At 72.7% G+C, this 17,532-nt stretch carries 15 protein-coding genes; 2 read left to right on the forward strand and 13 right to left on the reverse strand.

Annotated elements, in window-relative coordinates; all coding sequences use genetic code 11:
- Positions 1-195: 195 nt before the first annotated feature.
- Positions 196-1,377, reverse strand: coding sequence for a PucR family transcriptional regulator (locus ACFYT4_RS02920; protein ID WP_389264612.1), 1,182 nt, complete (start codon positions 1,375-1,377; stop codon positions 196-198).
- A 284-nt stretch (positions 1,378-1,661) separates the two neighbouring features.
- On the opposite strand from ACFYT4_RS02920, the gene ACFYT4_RS02925 reads away from it, so the two are divergent.
- A complete protein-coding gene (locus tag ACFYT4_RS02925; RefSeq protein WP_389264614.1) occupies positions 1,662-2,867 on the forward strand; it encodes a M20 family metallopeptidase in 1,206 nt (401 codons plus the stop codon).
- Between the two features lie 362 nt (positions 2,868-3,229).
- Here the strand turns inward: ACFYT4_RS02925 and aroC are convergent, their stop codons facing one another.
- The 12 genes from aroC to ACFYT4_RS02985 form a co-directional block, all read right to left on the reverse strand.
- Positions 3,230-4,489, reverse strand: coding sequence for a chorismate synthase (aroC, locus tag ACFYT4_RS02930; protein WP_389264616.1), 1,260 nt, complete (start codon positions 4,487-4,489; stop codon positions 3,230-3,232).
- 58 nt (positions 4,490-4,547) lie between these two features.
- Positions 4,548-5,354 (reverse strand): sulfite exporter TauE/SafE family protein, encoded by an 807-nt coding sequence (locus tag ACFYT4_RS02935; protein ID WP_389264618.1) that lies wholly within the window; start codon positions 5,352-5,354, stop codon positions 4,548-4,550.
- Positions 5,351-6,475 carry a zinc-binding dehydrogenase gene (locus ACFYT4_RS02940; RefSeq protein WP_389264620.1) on the reverse strand — a complete coding sequence of 375 codons (1,125 nt, stop codon included), beginning with the start codon at positions 6,473-6,475 and terminating at the stop codon, positions 5,351-5,353. Before ACFYT4_RS02940 ends, ACFYT4_RS02935 begins: the two co-directional genes overlap by 4 nt.
- Positions 6,472-7,383: an ABC transporter permease gene (locus tag ACFYT4_RS02945; protein WP_389264621.1), complete on the reverse strand. Its 912-nt coding sequence runs from the start codon at positions 7,381-7,383 to the stop codon at positions 6,472-6,474. Before ACFYT4_RS02945 ends, ACFYT4_RS02940 begins: the two co-directional genes overlap by 4 nt.
- Positions 7,384-7,392: 9 nt before the next feature.
- A complete protein-coding gene (locus ACFYT4_RS02950; RefSeq protein WP_389264623.1) occupies positions 7,393-8,535 on the reverse strand; it encodes an ABC transporter permease in 1,143 nt (380 codons plus the stop codon).
- Positions 8,532-10,592: an ATP-binding cassette domain-containing protein gene (locus ACFYT4_RS02955; protein ID WP_389264625.1), complete on the reverse strand. Its 2,061-nt coding sequence runs from the start codon at positions 10,590-10,592 to the stop codon at positions 8,532-8,534. Before ACFYT4_RS02955 ends, ACFYT4_RS02950 begins: the two co-directional genes overlap by 4 nt.
- Complete coding sequence (locus ACFYT4_RS02960; protein ID WP_389264627.1) at positions 10,567-11,676, reverse strand: BMP family ABC transporter substrate-binding protein; 1,110 nt, start codon at positions 11,674-11,676, stop codon at positions 10,567-10,569. The genes ACFYT4_RS02955 and ACFYT4_RS02960 overlap by 26 nt, the downstream gene beginning before the upstream one ends.
- 232 nt (positions 11,677-11,908) lie before the next feature.
- A complete protein-coding gene (locus tag ACFYT4_RS02965; RefSeq protein WP_389264629.1) occupies positions 11,909-12,274 on the reverse strand; it encodes a VOC family protein in 366 nt (121 codons plus the stop codon).
- Positions 12,275-12,611: 337 nt separating this feature from the next.
- Positions 12,612-12,977: a cupin domain-containing protein gene (locus ACFYT4_RS02970; protein WP_389264631.1), complete on the reverse strand. Its 366-nt coding sequence runs from the start codon at positions 12,975-12,977 to the stop codon at positions 12,612-12,614.
- A 74-nt stretch (positions 12,978-13,051) separates the two neighbouring features.
- Positions 13,052-13,765, reverse strand: coding sequence for a FadR/GntR family transcriptional regulator (locus ACFYT4_RS02975; protein ID WP_389264632.1), 714 nt, complete (start codon positions 13,763-13,765; stop codon positions 13,052-13,054).
- A gap of 12 nt (positions 13,766-13,777) precedes the next feature.
- Positions 13,778-14,263 carry a VOC family protein gene (locus ACFYT4_RS02980; protein WP_389264633.1) on the reverse strand — a complete coding sequence of 162 codons (486 nt, stop codon included), beginning with the start codon at positions 14,261-14,263 and terminating at the stop codon, positions 13,778-13,780.
- 102 nt (positions 14,264-14,365) lie between these two features.
- A complete protein-coding gene (locus tag ACFYT4_RS02985; RefSeq protein WP_389264635.1) occupies positions 14,366-15,913 on the reverse strand; it encodes an aldehyde dehydrogenase family protein in 1,548 nt (515 codons plus the stop codon).
- 138 nt (positions 15,914-16,051) lie between these two features.
- Here ACFYT4_RS02985 and ACFYT4_RS02990 point away from each other — a divergent pair, with 138 nt between their 5' ends.
- Positions 16,052-17,491, forward strand: coding sequence for an amidohydrolase family protein (locus ACFYT4_RS02990; RefSeq protein ID WP_389264636.1), 1,440 nt, complete (start codon positions 16,052-16,054; stop codon positions 17,489-17,491).
- Positions 17,492-17,532 lie beyond the last annotated feature (41 nt).

Here is a 17,532-nt window from a genome sequence, read left to right on the forward strand (position 1 = left end):
GGGCCCCTTTGTCACGTATCCGTCAGGACCGGGGCAGCATGCCAGTGACCACTGACATCGGCCAAGGCCCGGTGCCGGACGGTGGACGGAACACGGCCGGCGGGCTCCGTACCGGATCCCGCCCCATGCCCGCCCTCCGGGGACGGCGGGAGCGGCGCCCCGGCGCCCGGGGCGGACCGCCGGCCGGTCCGGGGCTCACGCGGGCCGGCGGGTACCGTCCTCCCGCATGACGGACAGCAGCTCACGAGCCGTCAGGGCGGCCTGGAGGCGCAGGGTGACCTCCGGGTCGAGGGGGTTGGCGTCCAGGAGTTCGCGGATCTGGCCCACCCGGTAGCCGACGGAGTTCCGGTGCAGATGGAGGAGTTCCGCGACGGCGGCGCGGCTGCCCTTGGTCGCCAGCCACGCGCTGAGCGTGTTCACCCACTCCTCCCGCTCCAGTATCGGGCCGAGATGCTGCTCGACGAAGGCCTGGAGACGCTCCGGGGAAACACCGAAGAGCAGTTGCGCGAGGCCCAGTGACGCGAACTTCAGCTCCACCTCACCGGGGCGTCTGCGGAGCAGACCGAGCACGGTCTCCGCGTCGCGGAAGGAGCGCGCCGTCTCCCGTACGTCGGAGACGACGGGCCCCGCGGCCGCCAGCACCGGGCCCTCGCCGACCATGCCCTGGAGCCGGACGCGTATCCGGGTGATCTCACGGTCGATGTCCCCCTCCAGGACGGCGAGACCGAACTGGCCGTCCTGCCGGACCGGCATCTCCAGCCAGGACAGGGCGGTGGACCAGGTGCGCTGGTTGGGGCCCGTGTAGGCGAAGACGACCGCCGCGTGCGGACGGTCCAGATGCAGGCCGAACCGGGCGGCCGTGCGCAGGACCTCCAGGTGGTTGCGCAGGGCGCCGTACCGCAGCTCGTCGATCAGCCGTCCGGCGGTCTCGGTGGTGGCCGCCGCGACGGCGTCGCGGCGGATCGCCTCGATGGCGACGGCGGTCGACGCCGCCCGCAGGATGACCTCGTCCTCGGGGGCGGCGGGCCGTGCGGACCTGCCGAGCAGGAGCAGACCGACCCGGCGCTCACCCGCGCGCACCGCCTGGGCGGTGGCGTGCCAGCCGGGCTCGCAGGTCACCGTGGCCGGGCCGTCCGCCGCGAAGACCTGCGCGACGCTCACGGGGGTCATGGACGCCGTGCCGTCGTCGGTGGCGGCGAGCACTCCGCCGTGCACCCCGACCAGGCGGACCGGCCGCCCGGTGTGGTGGGCGACGGCACGGAGAACGGCCGACCAGCCGTCGCCCGACAGGGCGAGAGTGTTGAGCCTGCGCTCAAGTGCTTCGGCCCCCGTGGTGGCGAGGCTCTGACGGACTTCTCTCCCGACGGTCTGGCTCATGGTGCTCCGCACTACTCGGTCGGCGGATCGTCCAGCCGGTCACCGCGGTTGCCGTTTCCCCAGGTGATGCCCGTGATCGCCGATATCCCCGATATACCGAAATCCCCGACTCGGAGGTGTTGGTACCGGGAACGTATCCCGTGGCGATCGACTTTCGCTACGCCCTTCACCTCCTGAATGACGAGAGGGCGGGCCGTGGCCGTGGCAGAACGGACGGCCGCCTTCCCGAATTCGGACGGGCACGGGTATCGCGGATGGCGCGGTGCGCGTGGCACGATGCCGAAATGTCTTCTTATGGCGAGATATTTAGTGACCATGTGGTGAAGGGCGCCCCGGAGGCCAAAGCCGCTGCTCAGGCCGCAGTCGACCGGGCCGCGCCCGAACTGGTCGCGCTCAGCCACCGTCTGCACGCCCACCCCGAGCTCGGCTTCGAGGAGGAGCGCGCCCGTGACTGGATCGGCGAACTGCTCACCGCGAACGGCTTCGCCGTGACCCCGGGCGTCTGCGGACTCCCCACGGCGTTCGTCGCCGAGCGCGGCAGCGGGCCGCTGGTCGTCGGCATCTGCGCGGAGTACGACGCCCTGCCCGGGATCGGCCACGCCTGCGGGCACAATGTGATCGCCTCGGCCGCCGTCGCCGCGGGCCTGGCGCTGGGAGCGGTCGCCGACGAACTGGGCATCACGGTGAAGGTCCTGGGCACCCCCGCCGAGGAGAACGGCGGCGGAAAGGTCCTGATGCTGGAGCGCGGCGCCTTCACCGGCGTCCACGCGGCGATGATGGTGCACCCCGCGCCGCGCGAGCGCCTCGATCCGGTGTGCCTGGCCCGTGCGCAGCTCCGTGTCCGGTACGAGGGCCGGGCCGCGCATGCGTCCGCCTGCCCCGAGGACGGCCTCAACGCCGCCGACGCGCTGACCGTCGCCCAGGTGGCGCTCGGCCTGCTGCGCCAGCACATGACCCCTGACCAGCGGATCCACGGGATCACCACGGTCGGCGGCCAGGTGCCCAATGTGATCCCCGAGCTGACGGAGGCGGCCTACTACGTACGGTCCTCGACGCTGGCGGACCTCACCGAGCTGGAGGCCCGCGTCCGCGAGTGCTTCGAGGCGGGCGCGGTGGCGACACGGACCCGGCTGACGATCGGCTCCGACTCCCCGGCGTACTCGCACTTCCGTCATGACCCCGGCCTCCTCGCCGCGTATGAGCGCAACGCGCTCGCCGTCGGGCGGCGGTTCCCGCCCAAGGAGCCCGCGGACGACCGCCAGGCGGGCTCCACGGACATGGCGAACGTCTCCCTGGCCCTTCCCTCGATCCAGCCCCTCGTCTCCATAGGCTCCGGCACGGTGGGTCTCCATCAGGCGGACTTCGCGGCCTACGCCGCCCGGCCGGAGGCCGACCGGGCGCTGCTGGAGGGCGGGCTCGCGATGGCGTGGACGGGGGTGGACGCGGCGCTGGACGCGGTGGAGCGGGGGCGGCTGCTTTCCACTCCGTGAGGCCCGGCACGCCATGCCGGGGCCGTGTCTTTCTCCGCCCTCCTGCGAGCGTGTCCCTCCCGCCGGGCGGGGTCTCCCGCCGGGGCCGGGCCTCTTGTCGGGGCTCCACCCCGAACCCCGCTCCTCAAACGCCGGAGGGGCTGGGTAGTCCAGCCCGTCCGGAGAGACCGGGTTCTCCAACCCGTCCGGGGAGGCTGGGTAGTCCAACCCGTCCAGGGAGGCTGAGCTCCAACCCGCCCGGAGAGGCCAGGTTCTCCAGCCCGCCCGGCGACTTGGGGTTTTCCAACCCGCCCGGGGACTTGGGTCTTCCAGGCCGTTCGGCGGTGGAGGGCGGACCCGGGGCACGGGCAGGGGTGCGCAGGTTACGGGGTCGTGCCGGGTGCGGCCGTGTCCGTGTCCGCGGTCACCACCTTCGCCGCCTCCAGGTAACCCCGTACATTGCGCCGTGTCTCGGACACACTGTCGCCGCCGAACTTCTCCAGCACCGCGTCCGCGAGGACCAGCGCGACCATCGCCTCGGCGACGACACCCGTCGCGGGGACGGCGCAGACGTCGCTGCGCTGGGCGATGGCCTTCGCGGGGTCGCCCGAGCGGACGTCCACCGTGGACAGCGGACGGGACAGCGTGGAGATGGGCTTCATCGCCGCCCGGACCCGCAGCGCCTCCCCGGTGGACATACCGCCCTCGATCCCGCCGGTGCGTTCGGTGATACGGCGGACGGCGAGCCGCCCGGGGGCCGCGCCGGTGACGCCCTCGATCTCGTCGTGGGCGAGGGAGCCCCGGCGGGATGCCGTGGTGAAGCCGTCGCCGACCTCGACGCCCTTGATGGCCTGAATGCCCATCAGCGCCCCGGCCAGCCGGGAGTCCAGTCGCCGGTCCCAGTGGACATGGCTGCCGAGGCCCGGCGGCAGGCCGTGGACGACGACCTCGACCACACCGCCGAGGGTGTCGGCGTCCTTGTGCGCGGCGTCGATCTCCGCGTCCATCGCGGCGGAGGTCGCCGGATCCAGGCACCGTACGGGATCCGCGTCCACCGCGTCGCGGGAGCCGCGCACCGGCACCAGGCCGTCGGGGAGGGCGACCGCCCCGATCCGTACGACATGGCTGATCACCTCCGCGCCGAGGACCTGGTCCAGAAAGGCCCGTGCCACCTCGCCGAGCGCCACCCGTGCCGCGGTCTCCCGGGCGCTGGCCCGCTCCAGGACGGGCCGGATGTCCTCGAAGTCGTACTTCTGCATGCCCGCGAGGTCCGCGTGGCCGGGTCTCGGCCGGGTCAGGGACGCGGCACGGCCGCGGTCGGGGAAGCGGCCGGGCTCGTCGAATCTGCGCCCCTCACCGTCCGCCGGGTCGGGGGCCATCACCTCGGACCACTTGGACCACTCGGTGTTGGCGATACGGACGGCGACGGGCCCGCCCATGGTGCGCCCGTGCCGGATGCCTCCGTTGATCTCCACCTGGTCGCGTTCGAGCTTCATCCGGGCCCCGCGCCCCTTGCCGAGCCGCCGCCGGGCGAGCGCCTCGGCGAGGTCGTCGGTCGAGATCCGGACACCGGCGGGCATGCCCTCCAGCACCGCGGTCAGGGCGGGTCCGTGGGACTCCCCCGCTGTCAGCCAACGCAGCATGTTCCTGCCTTTCGTCTTCGTTCATCCGTGGTTGTACGAGCGGGCCGTGGCCTGCGGTTCAGGTCAGCAGCAGCGCCACCCCCGCCACCGTGCCCACCGCGACGACCACCGTCCGCAGCACCGCCGGGGGCACCCTGCGGCCCAGCGCGGCGCCGAGCAGCCCGCCGGGTACGGAGCCCAGGGCCACCAGGAGCACCGGCAGCCAGGCGACATCGGCGGTGAGGGTGAACAGCACCGCCGCGACCAGGTTGACCAGTGCCTGGAGCAGGTTCTTCAGCCCGTTGAGCAGACGCAGATCGTCGTCGAGGGCGATCGCGAGCAGCGCGAGGAGCAGGACGCCCTGGGCAGCGCCGAAGTAGCCCCCGTACACACTCACCGCGAAGACGGCGGCCGGCAGCGCGCGGCCGGTGGTGCGCGGCGGCCGGGTCCCGGTGCGGACAGCGGACCCCGGCCCGTCGCGGGACGGGAGCGCACGCTCGCGCCGCTCGGCCACCAGCCGGGTCAGCCACGGCTGAAGGGCCATCAGCAGCGCGGCGAGCAGCACCAGTACGGGCACCACGGCGCGGAAGGACCGGGCCGGGAGGTTCAGCAGCAGCAGCCCGCCCGCGAGACCGCCGAGGACGGCCGCGACGGAGAGCGGGAGCAGGCGCGCCTTCTGTGCGGCGAGTTCGCGCCGGCAGCCGTACGCGCCGCTCAGCGAGCCGGGCGTGAGTCCGATGGTGTTGGAGACGTTGGCGACGACGGGCGGGTATCCGAGGGCGACCAGGACGGGGAAGGTGAGCAGCGAGCCGGAGCCGACGACGGTGTTGAGCGTGCCGGCCGCCAGTCCGGCGGCCAGCACGAGGGCGATATCGAACGCGGTCACGGGACGGTCGACACCTTCACGGACGACCCGGTCGCCGAGAAGGCCGGTGACGCGGGGGCCGACGGCGGCATCCCGGGCACCAGGACGATCTTGCCCATGGTCTGTCCGCTCTCCAGCCTGCGGTGTGCCGCGGTGGCCTCGGAGAGCGGCAGGAGGGTGTCCACGACAGGTTCGAGGTCGCCCTCGATCCCTCCTCCGTCGCCGAAGCAGAAGTCGATCATGGCGCCGAAGTCGGCGAACCCGCAGGACCCGGCTCCCAGGAGGGTGATGCCCCGGTGGAAGGCGTGCGGCAGATCGAACGCGGCGGTGGCGCCGGTGGTGTCACCGCAGAAGACGAGCCTTCCGCGCAGCCGCAGCGAGTGCAGCGACGGCTGGAAGAGGGCGGGCCCGATGTGGTCGAGTACGAGGTCGGCTCCCGCTCCCCCGGTGGCCTCCCGGGCGCGTGCGGCGATGTCCTCCGTACGGTTGTTGATGACCACGTCCGCGCCCATCCTCGCCATGTGCTCCAGCTTCTGCGGCGAGCCCGAGGTGACGAGGACACGGGCGCCGATGCGGCGGGCGATGTGGACGGCGGCCATGCTCACCCCGCTGCCGCCGCCGTGGACCAGCACGGTCTCCCCGGCGCGCAGTTCACCGCGTACGACGAGGGCCTGCCAGGCCATGCCGTACGCGGTGGGCAGGGAGGCGGCGGCGACATGGCCGGTGCCGGGCGGGAGGAGGTGGGTGTGGGTGGCGGGGACGGTGACCAGTTCGGCGTATCCGCCGGGGCGGTTGCCGCCGATGACGGCGACGCGTTCGCAGTAGGCGTCGTGGCCGGCGGCGCAGCTGGGGCAGTCGCCGCACGCCACGGTGGGGTTGACCACGACCCGGTCGCCGACGCTCCGGCCCCGTGTGCCGGGGCCGAGGGCGACGATGTCACCGGCGATGTCCGTGCCCGGCACATGCGGCAGCCGGAAGCCGGGCAGGACCGCGGGGCCGCGCCGCTGGAGCAGATCGAGCCGGTTGACCCCGGCGGCGCGTACGGCGATCAGTACCTCGCCGGGGCCGGGCCGGGGATCGGGCAGTTCGCCCTGCTCCAGGGTTTCCGGTCCGCCGTGACGGGTGTGCAGGACGGCTTTCATGTGACCCCCCGGACGAATGGGACGCCGAGCGCGCCGGGGGCCCGGTGGCTCTTGGCGAAGAACATCATCGCGAGCAGGGCGAGCAGATAGGGCGCCGCGATGAGCAGTTGGGCGTTGAGCTGGAGGCCGAGGGCCGGCAGGGCGAGCCGCATGGCGTCGGCGGCGCCGAAGACGAAGCAGCCGATCAGGGTGCCGCGCAGGGTCCAGCCGCCGAAGATAACGGCGGCAATGACGACGAAGCCGCGGCCCGCGGTCATGTTCTGGTTGAACATGCCGACCTCGCCGACCGCGAGGTAGGCGCCGCCGAGTCCGGAGAGCACCCCGCAGATCAGCAGCGCCTGCCGGCGGCGCCTGCGGACGTCGATACCGGTGACGTCGGCCGACTGCGGGTTCTCCCCCGCGGCCCGCAGATCCAGGCCGAACCGGCTGCGCTGGACGAGCCACCACACGAACGGGACGAGTCCGACGAGCAGATAGACGGGCCAGCGGTGGGAGAACAGCACGGGCCCGAGCAGCGGGATGTCCGAGAGGAGGGGGATACCGACCGCGTCGACCTGCTTGTCCTTGTCGAGGCTGACGGAGTCGAGCAGGAAGCTGGTGAGGCCGAGGATCAGCGCGTTGAGCACCAGTCCCACGACATAGGTGTTGACGCCGAGGCGATGGCTGAACTCGGCGTGGACGAAGCCGATGACGAGCCCCGCGACCATGCCGAAGATCAGCCCGAAGGAGGCGGAGCCGGTGACGGTGGCGCCCAGTACGGCGTTGAACGCGCCGCCGAGCATCATCGCCTCGACGGAGATGTTGATGGTGCCTGCCCGCTCGGCGATGTACTCGCCGCAGGCGGCGAAGGCCAGGGGCACGGTGAGCCGTACGGCACTGGCGAGGATCACGGATGCCTCGTCGATCATGGTGCCTCCTCAGGCTTCCGTGGTACGGCCGGTCCTGCGCCGCTGGAGGGCGGCGAAGGCCGTGGGGAAGACGACGGCGAGGACGAGCAGGGCCGTCACGACGGCGACGATGTAGCGGGGGACGCCGGTGGCGGCGAGGAAGCCGCCGCCCGCGCGCAGCGCGCCGAAGAACAGGGCGACGGGGATCGCGCGCAGCGGCTGCTCCTTGGCGACGAGGGCGACGAGGAGTCCTTCGAAGCCCACGTTGCCCGCGAAGCCGTCCTGGATGCGGTAGCCGCTGCCGGTGAGCATGGCGCCGCCCGCGAGCCCGGCGAAGGCACCGGAGGCGAGCAGGGCGCCGCCGCCGACGGCGACCGCGCCGACACCGGCCCGGTGCGCGGCCTTGGCGTTGAGGCCGAGGAGCCGGATCCGGAAGCCCCAGCGGCTGTGGCCGAGGGCCAGATACACGGCGATCGCCAGCAGGACGGCGAGGAAGATGCCCGCGCCGAGGTTGAAGCCGGGGAACTCGCCGAAGCGCGGCAGCCAGACGGACTCGCGGAGCATGTCCGACTGGGAGGTGGTGGTCTGGCCGGGCACCGCGGTCTCCCGCAGGAGGTAGTCGCGGTTGACGGCGAAGGAGACCACCTGATTGGCGACGAAGACGAACAGCAGGGTGCTGATGACGACGTCGACCCCGCGCCAGTAGTACAGGAGCGCGGCGACACTCGCCCACAGGGCGCCGCCCGCGGCGGCGCACAGCAGGATCATCGGCAGCACGAGCCAGCCCGGCCCGGGGACGAACAGGCCGACTCCGGCGCCGACGGCCGCCCCGATGAGGACCTGGCCCTCCTGCCCGATGTTGAAGATGCCCGCCTTGGCGGCGATGACCGAGCCGACGGCGACCAGCAGCAGCGGGGCCGCCTGGTCGACGCTCTCGCCGATGGACGCGCCGGAGCCGAGGCTGCCGTCGTACATCGCCACGGCCGCGTCCCAGGGGGACTTGCCGACGACGGCGACGAGCATCGCCGCGATGCCGAAGGCCACGGAGAGCGCGGCGGTGTAGAGGGCGGGGGTCCGCAGCCGCGCGGCGAGCGGCGGGCGGGGCGGTGGGCCGCCGGGGTCCGGCGGCCCCGGGGCCCCGGCGGCCCGCGGGGCCTCAAGGAGTCTGATCATGCGGTCTGGCCTCCCATCATCAGGCCGAGGCGTTCGACGTCGACGTCCGCGCGGTCCATTTCGCCGACGATCGTGCCGCGGTGGATCACCGCGATCCGGTGGGACAGGGTGAGGATCTCGCTGAGTTCGGTGGAGAGCAGCAGAATGGCGATCCCGCTCCCGGCGGCGGCGTGCAGCCGCTCGGTCATGTACTCGATGGCGCCGATGTCGAGGCCGCGGGTGGGCTGGGCGGCGACCAGGACCCGGGGGCGCCCCGACAGTTCCCTGGCGAGGACGACCTTCTGCTGGTTGCCGCCGGAGAGCAGCCGCATGGGGGTGTCCGGGGAGGGGGTGGCGATCTCGAACTCCTCGATGAGTCCTCGGGCCCGTTCGACGAGCCGTCCCCGGCTGAGGAGTCCGCGTCTGCTGACCGCTCCGAGATCGGCCATGACGAGGTTCTCGGCGACGCTCATGTCCAGGACGCAGCCGGAGGCGTGCCGGTCCTCGGGGATCACCCCGATCCCGGCGGCGCCCATGGCCCCGGGGCGTCCGGCGGCCACGGTCACGCCGTCGACCTCGACGGTGCCGGAGGTGAGCGCCAGCAGGCTGGAGAACAGATCGCCGACGGCGGCCTGCCCATTGCCCTCGACCCCCGCGATACCGAGGATCTCCCCCTCCCGCAGCTCCAGTGACAGCCCCCGCAGCAGCGGGATCCGCTCGGAGCTCATGGCGTGCGCGTCCCGGATCACCAGCAGCGGCCGGGGGGCGGCGCGGGACCCGGAACCGGACCCGGAGCCGCCGTCCGGTGCCGAGGCGGGGGACGAGGCGGCGGACGCCCGGCCCGGACCGGAGGCGCCGCCGTCCGGTCCGCCGGGAGCAGCAGCGCCTCCCGGGGGCCCGGTCGTCCGCCCGCCCGGTGCCGTGTCCGGCGCCGGGGCGTCGTCGCGGGCCGCCGCCACGGCCGGCGGGCCGGCGGTGGCGGTGCCCTGTGTGGTCGGGGCCGGGCCGGTGCCGTCCCCCGCGACCCCGGTGCCGGGGGTCGCGGAGGCATCGGCGGGCCCGGCCGCCCCGCCCGGTGTGGTGCGTACGGACGGCGCGGAGGAGCCGGTGGCCCCGGGGAGGTCGGCGGCCCCGGGGGCGGTGGCGGGGGTCGGGCCGGAGGCGCCCGGCGGGGATGCCTCCGGTTCGTCCCGCTCCTCGGCCACTTCGAGCGGCGAGCCGCCCTCGGGCTCGGTGCGGCCGGGTTCGATGAGGGCGTCCAGCGCGCCGACCGCGGTCGCGGCCGTCCACTTGGACAGTTCCCGGCCGACCATCTCGAGGGCGAGCGAGCGTTCGTCGGTCTCGGCGGTGATCCTGCGGCCCACGACCCGGCCCTGGCGCATGATGGTGACCCGGTCGGTGGCGTGGATGATCTCGTCCAGCTTGTGGCTGATGAGGATCACGGCCTTGCCGTCGTCGGCGACGACCCGGCGCAGCACGGTGAAGAGGTCGCGCGACTCCTCCAGGGTGAGTACCGAGGTCGGCTCGTCCAGGACGAGGACATCGGGGTCCCGGCGGAGGCATTTGACGATCTCCACCCGCTGCCGCTCACCGGTGGACAGGTCCTCCACCCTCGCGTCGGGGTCGACCGCGAGGCCGTAGCGCTCGCCGACCTCGCGCACCAGCGACCGGATGCGTTCGCGGTCGACGCGCCCCCGGTCGCCGAGGGCGATGTTCTCCCACACGGTGAGTCGGCCCACCAGGCTGAAGTGCTGGTGCACCATGGCGATGCCACGGGCGGCGGCCATGAGCGGGTCGGCGATCTCCTCGGCGCGACCGCGCAGGAGGATCCGCCCCGCGTCGGGGGTGACCAGGCCGAGGAGGATCTTCATCAGCGTGCTCTTGCCCGCGCCGTTCTCGCCGAGCAGTCCGTGGATCTCGCCCGCCGACACCTGGAGGTCGACCTCGCCGCAGGCGCAGACCGGGCCGAACCGCTTGCTGATGCCGAGCATCTGCAGCGCGGGTGCGCCGGCGTCGGGGGCGGCGGTCGGCACCGGGTCCGGTGCGACGCTGCTACTGCTTGCCTGCGACGGCGTCATCGACGTTCAGCCTTCCGCTGCCGATGTCCTCGATGAGCTTGTTGAGCTTCGCCTCCTGGTCGCCCTTCGGCTCACAGAGCTTGACGGTGGGCACGGGGTCCTTGCCGAGGTGCCACTCGCGGGCGACGCCCATGCGCAGGGTGCCCTCCTTGAAGTCCTTGAGCGCTCCGGCGAAGTAGGCGCCGGGGCTGAAGATGACGGAGATCGCGTACTTCACCCCGCCGCCCGCGGCCCCGCAGCGGTCGGTGCCGGGGGTCAGCGCCGGGACGCCCTTCTGGTTGGCGATACGGGTGACCGAGTCGGTGGCGCCGCCGAGATAGGGGTAGATCACCTTGACGCCCTGGGAGAGCTGGGCGTTGGCGGCCTCGTTGGCCTTGCCGGAGTCGTTGAAGTCACCGGTGTAGTTCTCGATCACCTCGGCGTCGGGGACGACGGACTTGATGCCTGCCGTGAACGCCTTGGCGACGGCCCGGGCGAAGTCGAGGTCGGGGCCGGTGATGTAGCCCGCCTTCTTGCCGCCGTTCTCCTTCAGGATGAGCCCGGCGGCGTAGCCGGCCGCGTACAGGCTCTCGTTGATGAAGTCGAGGGACTGGGTGAAGGCGGGTGTCTGCTTGACCCCCTGGCCGCCGCTGATGTACCAGGTGACGCCCTTGCACTGGGGCTCGGTGGAGGCGGAGAGCGCGTCCTTCAGTTCGCTGGCGCCGATCGCGATCATGTCGACTCGCTGGAGGCAGAGGTTGCGTGCCTGCTGGACGGCGTTGGCGGGGTTGATCTTGTCGACGATGGTGAGCTTCCAGCCGTTCTCGTCGGCGAACTTCTGGGTGTCGTCGACGAAGCTCTGGTAGTAGCCCTTGTCCTTGGTGTCCCCGGGGCTCATGACGCCGATGACGACCTTGCCGTCGCGGTTCACATCGGGCTCGTTCTCGGGCAGGGTGCCGCCGGCCTGGGTCCCGGTGGCGGCCGCGCTGCCGGTGCCGCTGCCCTTCGGCGTCTTGGGCTTGTCCGTCTGGGGGTCTCCGCAGGCGGTCAGCAGCAGTCCCGGTGCTATCACCAGGGCTGCGACGGTTCTCAGCATCTTGTTCATGGCATGTCTCCAGACGACTCAACGCGGGTTCGGCATCTCGTACGGCGCTGGGGCGGTACGGGGGTGCTGCGGGAGTTGCAGGAGTGGGGGGAGCCACGGCGACCACGGGCTCGGCTCGATCCCTGGAGACCGCGGCCCGGAAATCACCGGTGCCGCTCTGTGTACGCGATCGGGGGGTGGGGGCGCCGCCGTGTCGTGCGGCGCCGGGACCGGGGGCCTGGGCGGGTGCGGTTCATCCCTGGTGGGACGCGGCGTCGGCACCGGCACCCCACTGGATGATCTGGACGTAGTTGCCGTCGGGGTCGGCGAGGGTGCCGATCAGACCGAACGGCATCTGCTCGACCTTGCGCACCCAGGTGACGTCCTGTGTCAGCAGCCGGGCCTCGACGGCACGGCAGTCGTCCACGTCGAGGTTGATGATCACGCGGGCGGAGTCCCTGTTCGGTCCGGAGACCTCGCTGTGCTCCTCGATGAAGAGCTGGACGTCCCCGAAGGGGAACGCTCCGCCCTCGTTCTCCGTCACCGCGAACGCGTCGCGGTACCAGGACTTCATCGTCTCGACCTGGTCCGAGCCGACCAGCAGGCTGCCGATTCTCATGGGATTCCTCCGAAAGGGGTGAAGGGGGTGAAGGGGCTGGATGAAGGGGGGGTGCCGACGCCTCGTGCCGTCGGCCGGGGTGCGCCGCCGGGTTCCCGGTCCGCCGGCCGCAAGCCGGTACGGCGGTGGCGAGGGAACCCGGTGCGCCGAGAGGTCCCGGGCCGGGAAGGCGTACGCGACGGGAGAGACCCACGGGCGGGGCGGGGTGCGGCACCAGGAAGTGCGGTGCGGTGAAGAGGTGTGTGCGTGACGAGGTGTGTGCCGGGCCGTGCGTCCGGTGTTCCGGACGGTGAAGGGCCGCCGCCGGGGCGGGGCCCGGAGCCGGGATCCGGCCCGGTCAGCCGCCGCGGTACTCGTCCCGCGGCGGGGTGAAGATGTCGAGGATCCAGGTCTCGCCGTGCTCCGGGTCGCCGATGAAGAGGCTGTCCCCGTGGTCATGGCCCTTGGGTGCCCAGTAGACGTCGCCGGGACCGAGGGTCCGGCGCTCGTCCGAGCCGATCCTGAAGTCCAGCTTGCCCTTGAGGACGATGCCCCACTGCTCGTTGTCCGGATGGTTGTCGTACGGGGTGGGGCCGCGCCCCTCCTCGATGCGCCAGAAGGTCAGCATCATGTCGTCCCCCGTGTAGACGCGTCTGCGGAACCCGGGCTTGACCTCCTTGAACTCGGAATCGTCGAACGGCCAGATGTGCTGCTCCTCGCTCACGGGCGAGTCCGTCCTCTCTGTCGTGCCGGGCCGCCGTACCCGCTTCGGGCCGGGGTGACCGCCCGGGCCCGCCGTCAGAACATGCGGGCGATCATGTGCTTCTCGACCTCGCCGAGATGGTCGGCGGCGGCGAGTGCGGCGGCCTTGGCGTCGCCGCCGGACACCCCCGCGGCGATCCGTACATGGGCGAGACACGCCTCCGCGATGACCTCGCGGACGGCCTCGGCGTTGTCCTCGGCGTCCAGCAGCGAGGAGAAGTCCCCGGAGTCGAACACCGCGTCCAGTGCCTTGCGGTACAGCTCGTGCAGAGTGGGGTTGCCGCAGGCGCGCGCCAGTGCCAGATGGAAGCGCCGGTCGAGATCCCGGAAGTCCTCCAGCCCCATCCCGGCACCGAACTGGGCCGCCAGGGCGGTGATGTGGGCACGTTCGGCCTCGCTGGAGCGCAGTGCGGCCAGCCGGGCGATGGCGACCTCCATCACCTGCCGTACTTCGAACAGCTCCGACACGTTGCGCTTGCGCTGGTCGTCGGCGCCCAGGGGGACGTCGGGCAGGCTCTCGGCGACGAAGAACCGGTTGCCGCGCTTGATGACGCACCCCAGGAAGACCAGCCCCTGCACCGCCTCCCGTACCGAGGTCCGTGCCACGCCGAACTGTTCGCACAGAGTCCGCTCCGCGGGGAGCCGGGCGCCGGGTGCGAGCACTCCGTCACGGATGCTCTCCAGCAGCGAGTCCCGGACCTTCTCCGAGACCGTCGCGCGGGAGACGGGGGCGAACTGCAGCGGGTCCATCGGCACGGGTGCCTAGGAACCGCTCGCGACGGCAAAGCGCCGCAGCTCCGCGTCGAGGTCCAGCGGCCGGACGATGGCCTGGTGCTCCTCGTCGCCCCAGTGCTCCGGCGGGACGAGCCACATCACCTCGAACTCCAGCCCGTCGGGGTCCATCGCGTACAGGCTCTTGTTGGCCCCGTGGTCGCTGGCGCCCTTCAGCGCGCCGGCGGCGACCAGCCGGTTCCGTACCTCCGCGAGGGCCTCCAGCGACGGCACCTCCCAGGCGATGTGGTACATCCCCACGGTCGCGGCGCCCGCCTCCGATGCCTTCGCCTGCTCGCCGATGGTGAAGAAGGCGATGTCGTGGTGGTTGTCGGAGGCCGGGGCGCGCATGAAGACAAAGCTGCCGGGCGGGCCCTCGATGATGGTCTCGAAGCCGAGTACGTCGTGGTAGAACGCGGCCGTCCTGCGGGCGTCCCGCACATACAGGACCGCGTGGTTCATGCCGGTGATCGCCATCGTCAGCAACTCCTTCCGGATTTTCGGACTGATGGTCTGATGATCAGAAGGTAGGGACGCCGGACCATGCGGGTCTTTGTTTCAGGAGCACAAATCGGGGATTCAGCCACTGTGCACCTGGATGTTCACGGCCTTGACCCGGGTGTAGGCGTCCACGCCCGTACGGGAGAATCCGCTGGCCTTGCGCGGCTCCCCCCGCCCGCCGTTCATGTCCGGGGCGAAGTGGCAGTTCACATTGACCTCGCCGCAGTCGAGGGTGTCCGCGAAGCGGAAGGCGCGCTCCAGGTCGCGGGTGAACACGGTGCCGTTGAGGCCGTAGCTGGTGCCGTTGGCGATCTCCCCCGCCTCTGCCTCGGAGCCGAAGGGCATGGCGGCCAGCACCGGGCCGAAGACCTCCTGCTGTTCGAGTTCGCAGCCCCGCCGCACCCCGCCGAGCACGGTGGGCGCGACGAAGGCCGGGCCGAGGCCCTCCGGGAGCGCCGGTGAGCCGATCACCTCCGCGTCTCCGGCGGCGAGTGCGCGGCTCACATAGCCGCGTACCCGGTCCGCGTGCCCTTCGCTGATCAGCGGGCCGATGAAGGTCTTCGGATCGAGCGCGTCCCCCACCGGCAGCCCGGCGGCGGCCTCGGCGACGCCGTGCAGGACCTCCTCGTACACGGACTCCTCGATCAGCAGCCGGCTGCCCGCGACACAGACCTCGCCCATGTTCACGAAGGCCGCCATCATCGCCCAGCCGACCGCCTGCTCCAGATCCGCGTCGGCGAAGACCACCACGGGCGACTTGCCGCCCAGCTCCAGATGGACGGGGGTGAGATTGCGGGCGGCGGCGGCCATCACCCGGCGGCCCGTCTCCGTACCGCCGGTCAGGCTGATCAGATCGATCCTCGGGTCGGTGATCAGCTGCTCGCCGACGGTGCCCCCCGAGCCGAGCACCAGATTGAGCACGCCCGGCGGCAGCCCTGCCTCACCGAGCACCCGCCCGAGTTCGACGAGGGTGACGACCGCGTCGGCCGGGGGCTTCGCGACGATCGAGCAGCCCGCGGCGAGCGCGGAGGCGATCCGCTGGCTGCCGGTCATCAGCGGACCGTTCCACGGCAGCAGTTCGGCCACCACCCCGGCGGGCTCCGGCTCCCGGACGGTGAGGATCCGCGGGCCGCCGCCGGGCAGCAGCTCCGGCGGGAACGTGGCCCGCCGGGCGTCGCCGTGGGCGGTACGGGCCACGGCGGCCGCGTACGAGAAGGCGTTGGCGGCCTCGTACACATCGTTCGCCAGCGCGCCGGACACCCCCTTGCCGGTGTCGAACGCCTCCAGCGCGGCGAACCTCGGGGCGTCGGCCCGGATCGCGGCGGCCGCGGCCTCCAGCACCTCGGCCCGGCGCGGCCCGGGCATCCGCCGCCACACCCCGGTGTCGAAGGAGGTACGGGCGGCGGTGATCGCCGCGTCCACCTCCTCGGGGGTCGCCGCGAGATAACTGGCGGGCTGCAGACCGGTGGACGGGTCGGTGATCGGCCGGGGGGTGCCCCCGGTGGCCTCACGGCCGCCGATGAGCTGGGGATAGGGGTCCGTGCGGAGCCAGCCCGGCCGGAGCCGGGGGTCGGCACCAGGGCTTCGGACTTCGCCGGTTCCCTGTTCGGACGTCGCGGCACACATCGCGGCTACTCCCTCTGACTACCTGGACGCCATGGACGAATTCGTGTCAGGTTGACGTCCCGGTGGGCGGCCCGCATCGTGTTCCCGGCATGGACGAAAGGCCAGGGATTGTGCTCCCGGCCACGATGTCCGGCGGCCGTGCCCGACCTAATGTCCCTGGTCATGGTGAGCGACCACGACCCGAGCGCCGACCGCGGCACGCCTCCCGACCTGCTGGTCACGGGCGGCGACGTGGTCACCATGAACGCGCGCCGTCAGGTGCTCGCCGGCGGCACCGTGGCCGTGGCGGGCGACCGGATCATCGCGGTCGGCGCCACCTCCGAGCTGCGGGCACGCTGGCCGGGGACCCGGGAGCTGCCCGCCGGCGGCTGTGTGGTCACCCCCGGGATGGTCAACGCCCATCAGCACCAGACCGGTGACCCGCTGGCCCGCGCCCGGATACCCGACGATCTGCCGCCGGGCGCGTCGGTCGACACCTGGGCCGTCCCGCTGCACGCCGCGCACACCGGGGACGACGACGAACTGTCCGCACTGCTGGCCTGCGCGGAGAACGTACGCAACGGGGTGACGACCGTCGTGGAGGCGGGCACCGTCGCCCATCCGCACCGGGTGGCGGACGCCATGCGCGCGGTCGGGGTGCGGGGCACGATCGGCGCCTGGGGCTGGGACGTGCCCGGCGCGCCGTTCGCCGCGCCCGCGCCACAGGTCCTGGAGCGGCTGCGCGAACTGCTGGAGTCCTATCCGGCGGGCGGCCGGGTGGAGGGCTGGGTCACTCTCGTCGGCCATGGGCTCGCGTCCGATGAACTGCTCTCCGGGGCGGCGGAGCTCGCCCGTTCCACGGGCGCCCGGATGACGATGCACCTGTCTCCGTCGGCGGCCGACCCCCAGCACTATCTGCGCACCACGGGCCGGCGGCCGGTACTCCACCTGGAGCACCTGGGGGTGCTCGGCCCGCAGCTCCTGCTGGCGCACGCGGTGTACCTGGACGACGCCGAGGTCGAGGCGGTCCTCGCCAGCCGTACCGCCGTCGCGTACTGCCCCTGGGCGTATCTGCGGCTCGGCCAGGGCGTGACCCGGGCGGGCCGGCACGCCGAACTGCTGGAGCGGGGCGGCCGGCTGGCCCTCGGCACCGACTCGGGCAACGCCGGTGACAGCTCGGACATCCTGCGCACGGCCGCGCTCGCCGCCGGGCTGGCGAAGGACATGCGCGCCGACCCCACGGGTCCCGGCGCGGCCGAGGCACTGGAGCTGGCGACGATCCGGGGCGCGGAGGCGATCGGCATGGCCGACCGGATCGGTTCGCTCGAACCGGGCAAGTACGCCGACCTGGTGGTCCACGAGACGACCGGCCCGCAGTGGACACCGCGCGGCGACATCGCCCATCAGCTGGTGTGGTCCGCCGACGGGCGCTCGGTGCGCGACGTCCTCGTCGGCGGGCGGATCGTCGTCCGCGACCACGCCTGTACGGGAGTCGACGAGGCGGTGCTGCGGGCCGACGCGGCCCGCCGCGCCCCCGGTCTGCTGTCCCGCTCCGGGGTCCCGGTGCGTGACCGCTGGCCGGTGCTGCCCGCGCGCTGACCCCTCTTCCCCACCGACACGAGCACCACCCGACGAGACTC

The sequence above is a fragment of the Streptomyces sp. NPDC004609 genome (genome assembly GCF_042873655.1).
GTDB lineage: Bacteria > Actinomycetota > Actinomycetes > Streptomycetales > Streptomycetaceae > Streptomyces.

Bases quoted from the DNA above. Each gene is read 5' to 3' on its own strand.
- ACFYT4_RS02925 (WP_389264614.1), top strand. From the start codon at position 1,662: ATGTCTTCTTATGGCGAGATATTTAGTGACCATGTGGTGAAGGGCGCC.
- ACFYT4_RS02985 (WP_389264635.1), bottom strand. From the start codon at position 15,913: ATGTGTGCCGCGACGTCCGAACAGGGAACCGGCGAAGTCCGAAGCCCT.
- ACFYT4_RS02975 (WP_389264632.1), bottom strand. From the start codon at position 13,765: ATGGACCCGCTGCAGTTCGCCCCCGTCTCCCGCGCGACGGTCTCGGAG.
- ACFYT4_RS02955 (WP_389264625.1), bottom strand. From the start codon at position 10,592: ATGACGCCGTCGCAGGCAAGCAGTAGCAGCGTCGCACCGGACCCGGTG.
- ACFYT4_RS02960 (WP_389264627.1), bottom strand. From the start codon at position 11,676: ATGAACAAGATGCTGAGAACCGTCGCAGCCCTGGTGATAGCACCGGGA.
- ACFYT4_RS02980 (WP_389264633.1), bottom strand. From the start codon at position 14,263: ATGGCGATCACCGGCATGAACCACGCGGTCCTGTATGTGCGGGACGCC.
- ACFYT4_RS02945 (WP_389264621.1), bottom strand. From the start codon at position 7,383: ATGATCGACGAGGCATCCGTGATCCTCGCCAGTGCCGTACGGCTCACC.
- ACFYT4_RS02965 (WP_389264629.1), bottom strand. From the start codon at position 12,274: ATGAGAATCGGCAGCCTGCTGGTCGGCTCGGACCAGGTCGAGACGATG.
- ACFYT4_RS02940 (WP_389264620.1), bottom strand. From the start codon at position 6,475: ATGAAAGCCGTCCTGCACACCCGTCACGGCGGACCGGAAACCCTGGAG.
- ACFYT4_RS02950 (WP_389264623.1), bottom strand. From the start codon at position 8,535: ATGATCAGACTCCTTGAGGCCCCGCGGGCCGCCGGGGCCCCGGGGCCG.
- aroC (WP_389264616.1), bottom strand. From the start codon at position 4,489: ATGCTGCGTTGGCTGACAGCGGGGGAGTCCCACGGACCCGCCCTGACC.
- ACFYT4_RS02920 (WP_389264612.1), bottom strand. From the start codon at position 1,377: ATGAGCCAGACCGTCGGGAGAGAAGTCCGTCAGAGCCTCGCCACCACG.